Source organism: Acidisphaera sp. S103 (genome assembly GCF_009765975.1).
GTDB lineage: Bacteria > Pseudomonadota > Alphaproteobacteria > Acetobacterales > Acetobacteraceae > Rhodopila.
This window is the reverse complement of the sequence record NZ_LMUJ01000014.1, coordinates 20,514-31,829: the sequence shown is the minus strand read 5'-3', so window position 1 is coordinate 31,829 and position 11,316 is coordinate 20,514. Positions and strand designations below refer to the sequence as shown.

The following is an 11,316-nucleotide window of genomic DNA, read 5'->3' as shown; positions in this document are numbered from 1 at the left end:
CCGGTCAACGTCTACAAAGACTTAACCCTTACCAGATTTGATTCCGATACCGTTTCCGGTCAGGCTCTGAGCGACTGGCCGGCTTGGCATCGCTACCGGGGCGCGCACGTCAGGACCAGCTACGTTTATCAGGCCACGAAGGCTCGGACGCCGCCGGGCCGATAGACGGTCGACATAGTACAGGCACTTCCAGCGGCTACTGCCCTGGGGGGTGGCCGATGGCCGCGGTTAATGACCAGGAACGTAAGCAGGCGCCGGGGCGGTCAGAAAGCCTCGTGCCACGTAGTCGGGTTTGTCGTCCGCACCGTGCACGGCCGCTACGGACAATTTCGGCAGCTCTATCTGTTGCGGGATCTCGGGATCGATTGACTGAGCGCCCGGGCCGAGCTGAGCTGGCCGATAGGTGATGCCATCCCACGGCTTACTGGTCCCATCTGCAGGAACGGCCCCATTCGTTTGGCGCAGACTTCGCTTCGCGAGAGCTAATTTTGATTGGTCGAAGATAGGAGCGGGAGCTGGGATCTCCTGCTGTGTTGCGCCGATCTGGCGGACGTCCATCTCCTCAAGTTCGTCCGCAGTCAGCCAAGCCATGTCTGACGGCTCCGTGGTGACCATCCGTCCGATGATGTCTGGTGGAACCCCGAATGCACGAGCCTTCCTAGCGATGGCTGTGTCGAGCATGAACGAAGCCGCATTCTCGTCGCCATGTAAAGAAGTGCTGTGGACACCGATCATCGCGTCTGGGGAAGCATGCCGACTTGGCGATGCGGCGAAGAGAAGAAAGCAGGCGGAGGCACACATATCTCCTGCTTGCACGAACACTGGCATCCCGGTTTCATGAATAATATTTGCGAGCTTGGTCGCCTCGAGGATGTTGCCCCCCGGGGAGCTGAGGAAAAGCCTAGGAGCAACATTACCTTCACTCAAGCGGGTCAGCCATGGCAGGACGCGTGCGGTGTCCCCTGGTAAGATTTCCCCCGACATAGACAGGACCGGCCGCCCCCCATCGGGAGCGATGACCTCGAAGGTCATCGCAAATGCCGAACTTGGTTCTCCGACGCCCAGAGCGAAGGCGGCCAAAACGCAGATGATCCGACGCACTCTGGGCCATGAGCAGTTTGACGACTTAACCAGCAAAACGCTCACATTCCGCAATGACATGCGAAATCCGAAAGTCATCTCTTTCGCGCCAATTGGCGACGGCTGCCTGTAACATCAGCTTGCAACCCTGAGGGCGGTCGGTTGGCGGCGAGGCTCGCGCCTCAAGTTTGGGATCCCGTTTCGCTGATGGTCTGGTAGTCGCCGTTCGCGTCACGACAGGCCACGGCGCCGCTGTCGACCGACTGGTGGCCGACGATATTCGTGCTCTGGCGCACTTGACGGCAAAACTGGCTGCCTTGCGCGTATTCGGCGCCGGTAGGTGTATATGAGCCGTAGCTTCCGGATGGACTACGCCAGGTCACCGGCACGCCGATGGGCTGGGTGGTCATCTGCGCCAACGCCGCCTGCGCGGCAGCGCAGTCTCGCTGGTCTGCCTGTTGTCCAACGCTGGCCCCTGCGATCAAGCCGCCGAGCAATCCGATACCGGCGCCAATGGCTGCTCCCCGCCTACCTCCTGCAGCTGCACCCACGCCTGCTCCCAGCGCACCACCGCCCAATCCTCCGAGCAAGGCACCCGATATCGCCTTAGGTCCAAGGGCACTGCAGGCGTTCTGAGCGGCTTCCTGGGGAGACGAGTAAGGGCGGCTTGCGCACCCAGCCGTCAGAATGGTGGTGGAGAATGCACCAACGAGCAATGCTACTGTCGGCAACCGTACGTTAGCGAACATGTGTTAACCTTTTAAATTTGTTGGAGTGTTTTCGTTAGTGGGTGGCATTAAGGGTTGCCGTTAGTGGAAACATGACGTTTGAGCCCTTGACGCCGATGAGTCCCGTCAACGGCTTGCTCTGGTCGCCACGGAGCGTAAGAACCTCGGACGCACTATCCGACAGGATGCCGTGCGACGTCGCCGCGTTGATGGTGCAAATGCCGCTGCCGCCCGCCTCACAGTGCATCGTGCCCGTAAGTGCTGCGCTGCTCAGGCGGACGATGCCAACCCACGAGTCGACCAAGTCACCGTCGGCATCCGCAAGCAGCGAGAGGCGTCCACTGAGCGGCTGATTGTTCTCCTTCAGATCGATCGTGAACTCACGGGCCGTCACGGGCAACGCGTTCGGCACGGTCAAGTCTGGGCCTAGTCCAGCTACCGTGGCGCTCATGGAGCCCAGGGCGGTTGTCCAGAGCGCACGCGTCGCCTCGCGAACCTCCTGGCCCCCGCCAACGTCGCCGCCGACGCCGACGCCGAAAGCATAAAATACGCTGCTACGGAGGTATGTCCCGAGCTGCTTGCCAAAATTTACCGCCGGCTGAGGCTGTGGTCTGAACACGGAAGCCAGCTCGCTATTTTCGGCAAGGTCCGAATAAATGATAGCGCGGATCGTCACCGTGGTCTGGGCGTACCGCGCACCGTCGGACGAGAGAGCCCCGATGATCGCCTTCGACGGGGTGCTCGACGGATCGATTATCGTCTTGGGCTGATGGTGCTTGTCGAAGATAGTGGACAGCGCGCCTGCAAAACCACTGGCGAAGAAACCTTGCTGATCCTCGAGAACCTTGAGTGGATTCTTACTAAAGAACGAATAGCTCTTTCCGAGCCTGTCGCGCTCCTCTTGTGGGTAGTCAGGCCAGCAGCCTGTCCAAACCTCCCGACTCTGCCCGTCTGCAGGCGACAGTTCGACGACCGTTACCCTTTCACTCGGCGTAAGAGTCGCCTTTAGCTTATCAAACAGCTTGTTGGCCCACTCTAGTTGCCCATCTTGCATAAACATGTCGTCAACGTAGACGACTGTCTGACGCAGCGCGCCGGTCTCACAGAATTTTGGATCGAGTCCGGATTGGCCGCCGAGGAAGCCTTGCGCCTGGGCTGTCGAAGCGCAGACGGCCACACCGATTGCGAGGCTCGCAAAGAAAGTTGTGCGTCGCATCTCAGGCAGCCAGAAGGTTTTGCATAGCCTCGGCTCCCGGCAGTTCCATCCCAGTGAGTTCGAACGGCGAGAGCGGCGCGTTCGTAGGTCGTGTGACGAGCTGGGTTCGCCCGGCACTTCCGACGAGCACTCGAGTCAACGCCTCTCTATAGGTTGCGATGTTCGCGCGCATGGCTTGCTCAAGTTCCGTGTTCAGCGCCTGCTCGTGCGCCTGCACCTGCTTCAGCATGTTCAGCTCGGTTTCTACGGAAGCGGCCCGCGTCTTTGCGGCCGTTCTGCGATCATTGATCGTCTTCGTGAACTTGGCCTCCACGTGACGTATCTCCTGCTCGAACTGCTTGCGCTTCGCAGCCCAGGCCGAGTGTGCCTTGTTCCACTGCTGTGTCGCCGAAGCATATTCCGGGTTGTCATCATGTGCGATGTAAGAGAGGAATACGCCTACAATCCAAGCCGCCACATTGGCGAGCAAGCTGATCAGGACGTCGCGGATGGGGTTCACATCGCTCACGCCGACGTTGATGAGCAAGCTGTGGTGGGCCTGCGTCGTCAATATCTGCAACGCAGCCGCATAACGTGAGCACCCGGCGGCGGCGAGCACAATAAGCAATGAGGATGTGGACAATCCGAGGAAGCGCCAGTCACGGGCACGTTCCGCTGGCTCGCGGCTTTCGCCGAAGCGGAAGCTCCATTGCTTGAGCAACTCGCCATAACCGTGTGCGGCAAATGCGAGGAGAGCGCCGAGCAGGATGGTGCTTCCTGCGGCGATAGCCGGGACACCGGTAAATTGCAGGAGCACATCGTAGTTGATGAGCCACTCGGCGATACCGATGCAAGAGATCAGAATGAGATACCAGGGACTATAGCTGAACATAGTGGCGGCGCGGCCGGATTGCGTGTCCTGAAGGTCCTTCCACCGAATTTGAGCGGTGTCTTTCAGCTCGCGCTTCTGTAGGTAGTCGGGGTTGCTCTCCAGCTTCTTCTCGATCCCGGCAAGTTCGTCCCCGCGCCGACGCTCTGCATCAGCAAGCTCACCCTCTGCCTGACGCACAGCATCAAGGCTGGCCAACTTCGGTTGCAGGACTGTGTCGAAGTCGGCGCGTGCCTGACGCCAGTCGGAGAGCAAAGTGCGGACCGGTTGCAGGAGGTTAAGCTTCATGCCGGCACTCATTCCGTTTTCGTCGATTGGGATGGTGCCGAACGCCGCCTCTTGCTGCGCCCACTCCAGCGCTTTTTCTGGTGAAAGCTGCATGCCTCCCGCGCGCGACAACGGAAAGGCGAGTGCCCGCTGCAGCGCAAGGCTGATCGCCTTCGTCGGGTCTGCGCTAGACAGGGTCGGCGCTATAGCCATCGGGTTCTCCATGCTCGGAAATTGCGTGCTGTTGGCCGTACTGGTTCGTGCCGGCGTCAAAGTTTCTGAGCGTCGCCCAAAGGAACGAGATGGAGCGGTTCCGGCTGGATCAGCTTGACTGGAGTCACCTCATCTGGCCGGATCATCTGCGGAGGGTTCTCCGGCTGGTTCACAGCCACCGACACGGGTGCAGTCCGCTGAATGTCCTCGTTCTCCGGCGGCAAAAGAGGCAGACCGGCGTACGGAATGAGCAACGGATCACCCGGGCCGGCATTCGCTAGCCTCGGTTCCGGGCCAGGCTTCATGCGAAGCACCTGTACCACGGTTGCCTGACCAGGCGGGGGCGGAGTGCTATTGTCGAGCGACAGGTACGCAATCGGAACCACACGCTGTTGGACCGCGGCAAGGTTCGCCTCGATGCCGGACGATACCAGGAACTCGACTCGCCTGTTGCGCGCGCGACCGGCCTCTGTGTCGTTCGGCGCGAGCGGTTGCCGCTTGCCGATAGCGACCTCGCTCAGCTGATCCGGCCGAACTCCGCGCCGGACAAGCTCCCGCATGACATTCGCGGCGCGCCTGGCCGAGAGATTGATATTGTAGGCGTCGGCGCCAACGGCGTCCGTGTGTCCGAGTACAGTGACCGCTGAGTCAGGAACGTCCCTGCGCATATTCTCCGCGAGAAGATCGAAGACGGCGTCAGCCTCGGGTCGGGGAATGTCGCTGTTGAAGTCGAAGAAGACACGTTCATCGAAGACTACCCTCACGACGGGCACGGCGCTCGCCATGTAGGAGACGGAATTCGGAGGCAGCATGAGCTGGTCGACATGCGGCGCCGGGATACCCTGCATCGCGGCAAGTCGGCGGAAGCGGGCGATGCGATCTGCATTCTCAATGCCGGCCGTCTGGTCCTGTGTCGCCAATCCGGGCACATGCTGCCGCTGCACAACGGGACCGTAATAGGGCTGAACGCAGCCACCCAATAGAAGTAACGAACAAGCTGATACCAACTTGAGGCGCATGCGTAATCCGATCAGATACACCCGCGTCGATCGCTGGCGACACGTAACGTTACGCAGAGTTTGGACCGAGGTCAACTGTTCGTGAGACTATCTAGCAAATTTGCCCTCACGCTGGGTCCGTCTCGTTACAATCAATTATTGGGACAGTTTCGGAGGAGTAGGTCGACTGCTTCCGTCACCTGTGGAGACGCAAGGGAAATGTCCGGCAGGACATTTGCCAACGAATGAGGCACTCTGAAAACGATGGCAGCGTCGCCATGCCTAATGATCGCGATTTGGGGGGCGGCCAGCGACGTTGTCACGAGCAGTTTGCCCGCGAGCAGTTGCACCGAAGCCACGCGGGCTGTCGTTGACATGCTGCCGGCCTCAACATTCACTTCCTGTATTTGTCGACGATACCCGTCCTCGGCCGTCGGCAATGGCTGCTCCCCAACTTCAGCCGGAACGGCAATCGTGTATTCCAGCGCTTCACGCTGCCCGGGGATACATTGGAGTTCAGCCGTATAGCGTGTCCACCGATCCTCTCCATCCCCGTAGAGCGCCAGACCTCCGCCTTTTGCCGACAGGGCCCATTTGGTGCGCGCGCCAATTGGTGTGTTCATGCCTAACCTGTCGGCCTCGTCTTGACTTAAGATATGTACGCCGCCCGGTTGGCTCGCCGTCTCCATGAGGGCGACGATGGACGGCGAGACGCCCATTTCCGTTGCGTACCCTTCCATAACGAGCCGGAGGAGACCTGGCGTCGGCAGTCCGCCCCCATCCATTGCGTCTGCGGACGGCCCGCCGAGAACGCTTGCTGGCTGGTCAAGGGCGAACCACTTAAACGCCAGCGTTTGCTGTGTCGTCCCGTCGCCACGCTGGTAGTTCCTGGTCTTACCTCCCATGAAGGCGAGCACGCAGGACGAAAGGCAGACGCCTCCGCTGATGTGATACGACTGAAGTCCGCCTGCCTGGTCTGCTGCCGAAGCCTCAGTCCGCCCAACCGCTGTCCACATGCGGGTGGACCGGCGTATCTCGCGACCGAGTGCCAGGGCTGCAAAGAAGTCACCGCCCGGAGAGTTGAAGGTGATACTCTCCCGTAACGTGGAGCCATCCTTGCCAAGACGGCCAAGGAATTCCTTGAAGACCTGGGGCGTCTCAATCGTAATGACGCCGTCGGCAGCGATCCACTCGCAACAGCTGGCGCCACCCTGTCCAACAGTGCGGAACGTCATGGCAGGTTCTGCCAGAGTGCGCTGATCGGTCGGCGGGATCGGCGCAGACTTCACTTGCGGCGCCACCACAGTTGAATGTTGCAGCGTCGACGGCCCGCTCGCTGGCAGGCCCATGAAGCGTCTCTGGTCTGGGGTCAGCTCCTGGGCGTGCGATGGCATCGCGAACGTCGACACAAGCGAGAGACCGACCAGGATACGTCGAACGTTATTCAGCATGCCCCATCGATGCAACACCGCACAGGTTTCGGCAAGTCCTGTCTTGCCGAGTGCAACTGCTCCCACGCGAATAATCGCTTTTCTCAGGATCGAATGTCCGGCCTCGAGGCGCGAGCGACCGTCTCTGCTGGGAAGTAGGGATCCAAATGAAACCCACAACAGTGCGACCGGCACCGGTGGCCCAAGCGAACGGCGACCGATCAGGTCAACCGCGTGACACACGCGGCATCCGGCCCTGACCGAAGTCTAGACCGGCTTGATCGCCGCAGACCCTCACTCCCCAACCCGACTATCCTCCCACCCCGCCTCCCCTATATAAAGGTCCATTCACCAACGGACCCACGATCTTGACCGCTCTCCAGCCCGCCCGCGGCACCCATGACCTGATCGGCGAGGAACAACGCCGCTTCCAACGCGTCGTGGACACCGCCCGCCGTGTTGCCGCCACCTATGGCTTCGACGAATGGCAGACGCCGATCTTTGAGGATACCAACGTGTTCTCCCGCACCCTCGGCGACACGTCGGACGTCGTCACCAAGGAGATGTACACGTTCCAGGATCGCGGCGGCGATTCCGTCACCCTGCGTCCCGAGGCCACCGCAGGGGTGTGCCGAGCGCTGGTGTCCAACGGGCTGACCCAGTCGCTGCCGCAGAAGGTGTTCGTGGCCGGGCCGATGTTCCGCTACGAACGCCCGCAGAAAGGCCGTTACCGCCAGTTCCACCAAATCGATATCGAGCTGATCGGCCCCGCCGAACCGCTGGCCGATGCCGAGGTCATCGCCTGCGGCTGGGACATCCTGAAGGCGCTGAAAGTCGATACCGACACGGTGCTGGAACTCAATACCCTCGGCGACAAGCAAAGCCGCGACGCCTACCGGGACGCGCTAGTCGCCTACTTCACCGAACACCAGGCCGCGCTGTCGCAGGACAGCCTGAACCGCTTGGACCGCAACCCGATGCGCATCCTCGACAGCAAGGATGAAGCCGATCGCCGCATCGTCGCCGATGCCCCCACCATCGCGCCCTACCTGACCGACGCAGCCAAGGCCTTCTACGACAAACTGAAGGACCACCTGGTCCGGTTCCGTGTCCCGTTCGTGGAAAATCCCCGGATCGTCCGCGGCCTCGACTACTACGGCCACACCGCGTTCGAATTCGTCACCACCAAGCTGGGCGCTCAGGGCACGGTGATGGCTGGTGGCCGCTATGACGGGCTGGTGGCGGAGATGGGCGGCCCGCTGACCCCTGCCGTCGGCCTGGCCGCCGGGATCGAGCGTCTGTCCATGCTGATGGACGCCCCACCGCCCGCGCCCGCGCCCGTCGCCGTCATCCCCATCGGCGATGCCGCCGAACCCGTGGCCATCGAGGTCATGCAATCCCTCCGCGCCAACGGAATACGCGCGGAAATGTCCTACCGGGGCAACATCAAGCGCCGGATGGAGCGGGCCAACCGCACCGGCGCCCGTGCCGCCGTGATCCTGGGTGACGACGACATCGCCAATGGCGTGGCCCAGGTGAAAGACCTCGCCTCCGGCACCCAGGAAGCCGTTCCCTTCGCCCATATTCCGTCGCGGCTGAAATGAACCTGGCGCTTAAGCTCGACCGGATCGCCGCCCGAGCCGATGAATTGCGGGCGATGCTGTCCGAGGGCATCTCCGGGGAGGCTTATGTCAAAGCCTCCAAGGAACTGTCGGACATTGAGCCGGTCGTTGCACGCATTGGCGACCTGCGGGCGGCCGAACGCGCCCAGTCCGAGGCGGAAACCCTATTGGCCGACCCCGAGATGAAGGATCTCGCCGAAGCCGAACTATACGACCTGAAAGAGCAGATTCCGGCGCTGGAGCACGAAATCCGGTTGGCCCTGCTGCCGAAGGACGAAGCCGACGCCCGCTCCGCCATCCTGGAAATCCGGCCGGCGGCGGGCGGTGACGAAGCCGGGCTGTTCGCCGCTGAGTTGTTCGCGATGTACCAGAGATACGCCGACGCCAAAGGCTGGCGGTTCGAGATCCTGGACTACGGCGACACCGGCCTGGGCGGCATCAAGGATGCCACCGCGGAAATCACCGGCCGCAACGTGTTTGCTCGTTTGAAATACGAGTCCGGCGTTCATCGGGTGCAGCGCGTGCCGGCGACGGAAAGCCAGGGCCGCATCCATACCTCCACCGTCACCGTCGCGGTGCTGCCGGAAGCCGAGGAAGTGGACGTCCAGATCAACGAAGACGACCTGAAGATCGACGTCTACCGCGCGTCCGGCGCCGGCGGCCAGCACGTCAACAAGACGGAGAGCGCTGTCCGCATCACCCATATCCCCACCGGCACCATCGTCGCGATGCAGGAAGAGCGCAGCCAGCACAAGAACCGCGCCAAGGCGATGAAGATCCTGCGCGCCCGTATCTACGAACAGCAGCGGTCCAGCCTCGCCGCCACCCGGTCCGCCGACCGCAAATCCCAGGTCGGCACCGGCGACCGCAGCGAACGCATCCGCACCTACAATTTCCCCCAGGGCCGGGTGTCGGATCACCGCATCAACCTGACGCTGTATAAGATCGACCGTGTCATGCAGGGCGACTTGGACGAGTTCGTCGACGCCCTGACAGCCGAAGACCAGGCCGCCCGGCTGGCCGCGGAGGAATGAGGCTCTCAGCCATCATGGCCTTGCGTCCACCGCATGCCTCCACGCACCCGACGGACGTCGCGCTCACCGTCATGGCCGGGCGTGTCCTGGCCACCCACGGGCGGACGGTCAAAGGTCGGATCGCGTTCTCATGCTCGCCGCCCTGATGTCCAGCACCATAGCCCGGGCCATCTCCGACGGGGCCGTTCGGCTGGACCAGATCGCCGACAACCCGCGCCTCGAAGCTCGGATTCTCCTCGCCCATGCCCTCGGCCTGACCCAAAACGATCTGATCAGGGAACTCAGGCGCACAGTGGACCGCACCGTCTTCGAGACCCTGCTAAACCGCCGGACCGCCCGGGAACCGCTCGCCCTGATCACCGGCCACCGTGAATTTTGGAGTCTGGATTTCCATGTGTCCCCCGCCACCCTGATTCCCCGGCCGGATTCGGAAACCCTGATCGAGGCCGCCCTGGCCGCCTTCGCCGACCACCCGGCGCCGCGAAAAATTATCGACCTCGGCACCGGCTCCGGCTGCCTGCTGCTGGCGTTGCTGAAAGAATTTCCATCCGCCTTCGGCATTGGTCTCGATCTGAACCCCGAAGCCGCCGCCTTGGCCAAACGGAACGCAATCGATCTTGGTCTGGCCGATCGCGCCGCTTTCGTTGCCAGCGATTGGACCAATCCCCTGTTCGGCCGCTTCGACCTGATCGTCTCCAATCCGCCCTATATCGCCAGTGCCGCCATCGAAACTCTGATGCCAGAGGTCTCGCGCCACGAACCCAGGACAGCTCTCGACGGTGGTATGGACGGATACGACGCCTATCGCATGATCCTGCCGAACCTGACCCGCCATCTCGAACCGAACGGTTCGGCAATCCTGGAGTTGGGCCAGGGACAGGCCAGCCATGTGACCGGTCTCGCGCAGGCAGCCGGGTTCGCGTCGTCACTTCGCCTCGATCTGGCGGGAATACCCCGAGCGATCGTCCTGACATGGCTGCGTTGCTGAAAAAAATGTTTGGCAGGGTCGTGAGACGCGTGTACGGTAAACAAGTGGCAGGGGCGCTGCGTGGCGGTGCCCTGGGTCGCGAAGGTCAGAGTGTAAGAACCCTTCGCGTGCCATCATCAACGCCGATGGATCGTGGTTGGCCAAGGGACTGCCCCGCGGACGCTCTTTCAGGGCGCCCGACATTCCCACCGGTCCACCGACAATGGGAAAGCACGACGGCAACAGTATGAACATGAAACGCATGCGTGGCCGTAACCATCGCTCGGGCGGTGGTGGCGGTAATGGTGGCGGCGGATCGGGTGGCACGATCCGCCATCATTCGGGCGGCAATGTTCCGCTCAATCGCAACCACGTTTTCGATAGCAATGGACCGGAAATCCGCATCCGCGGCACCGCCCAGCAGCTTTTCGAAAAATACCTCCAACTAGGGCGCGACGCGACCAGTAGTGGAGACCGGGTGACAGCGGAAGCCTTCTTCCAACATGCGGAACATTACTTCCGTATTCTAAATGCCATGAACCAGGCCCAGCAACAGGGCCAGTCGAACGGTCAGGTGCCACAGCAACAGCACCCCCAGGGCAACCAGCGCCGGAACTATCAGCAGGGCGATGGTTACCAGGGCAATGACGAAGGCCAGGGCGACCAGGAAGACGGCGATCAGCAGCGAATCGATCAGCGCACACCCGGCATGGGCGACCAGCCGGAAGCCCGCGAAATCCCCATCGCCGCCGCCCCGCCCGAGGGCTGACCAAGCCACCACTGCGTTCGGTGGCAACATTGCAACGCATGAGACGCGTATCAGAATGGCAGGCGCGCGTCATGAGCATGTGCACTGCGATCGAAGCCTGGTGCTGCCTGAACCATCAAGTCGA

Annotated in this window: 10 protein-coding genes; 4 read left to right on the top strand and 6 right to left on the bottom strand. The window is 61.9% G+C overall.

Going from position 1 to position 11,316, the window contains the following annotated elements:
- Window positions 1-228: 228 nt before the first annotated feature.
- From GSQ89_RS01380 to GSQ89_RS01355, 6 genes are all read right to left on the bottom strand, one after another.
- Entirely contained in the window at window positions 229-1,032 is an 804-nt protein-coding gene (locus GSQ89_RS01380; protein ID WP_158921250.1) for a hypothetical protein, read from the bottom strand.
- 230 nt (window positions 1,033-1,262) lie between these two features.
- Complete coding sequence (locus GSQ89_RS01375; RefSeq protein ID WP_158921248.1) at window positions 1,263-1,499, bottom strand: hypothetical protein; 237 nt, start codon at window positions 1,497-1,499, stop codon at window positions 1,263-1,265.
- Between the two features lie 364 nt (window positions 1,500-1,863).
- Window positions 1,864-3,024, bottom strand: coding sequence for a hypothetical protein (locus GSQ89_RS01370; RefSeq protein WP_158921246.1), 1,161 nt, complete (start codon window positions 3,022-3,024; stop codon window positions 1,864-1,866).
- Between the two features lies 1 nt (window position 3,025).
- Complete coding sequence (locus GSQ89_RS01365) at window positions 3,026-4,372, bottom strand: hypothetical protein (RefSeq protein WP_158921244.1); 1,347 nt, start codon at window positions 4,370-4,372, stop codon at window positions 3,026-3,028.
- A 56-nt stretch (window positions 4,373-4,428) separates the two neighbouring features.
- Window positions 4,429-5,391 (bottom strand): OmpA family protein, encoded by a 963-nt coding sequence (locus GSQ89_RS01360; protein WP_216855957.1) that lies wholly within the window; start codon window positions 5,389-5,391, stop codon window positions 4,429-4,431.
- A 131-nt stretch (window positions 5,392-5,522) separates the two neighbouring features.
- On the bottom strand, window positions 5,523-6,821 hold the full coding sequence (locus tag GSQ89_RS01355; protein WP_158921240.1) for a hypothetical protein: 1,299 nt from the start codon (window positions 6,819-6,821) through the stop codon (window positions 5,523-5,525).
- A 347-nt stretch (window positions 6,822-7,168) separates the two neighbouring features.
- On the opposite strand from GSQ89_RS01355, the gene hisS reads away from it, so the two are divergent.
- From hisS to GSQ89_RS01335, 4 genes are all read left to right on the top strand, one after another.
- Window positions 7,169-8,404, top strand: a complete 1,236-nt coding sequence (gene hisS, locus GSQ89_RS01350; RefSeq protein ID WP_158921238.1) for a histidine--tRNA ligase — start codon at window positions 7,169-7,171, stop codon at window positions 8,402-8,404.
- Entirely contained in the window at window positions 8,401-9,456 is a 1,056-nt protein-coding gene (gene prfA / locus GSQ89_RS01345) for a peptide chain release factor 1 (protein WP_158921236.1), read from the top strand. Before hisS ends, prfA begins: the two co-directional genes overlap by 4 nt.
- 130 nt (window positions 9,457-9,586) lie before the next feature.
- Window positions 9,587-10,444, top strand: a complete 858-nt coding sequence (gene prmC / locus GSQ89_RS01340; RefSeq protein WP_254073026.1) for a peptide chain release factor N(5)-glutamine methyltransferase — start codon at window positions 9,587-9,589, stop codon at window positions 10,442-10,444.
- Window positions 10,445-10,670: 226 nt separating this feature from the next.
- Window positions 10,671-11,192, top strand: coding sequence for a DUF4167 domain-containing protein (locus GSQ89_RS01335; protein ID WP_158921234.1), 522 nt, complete (start codon window positions 10,671-10,673; stop codon window positions 11,190-11,192).
- The last annotated feature ends 124 nt before the right edge of the window (window positions 11,193-11,316 follow it).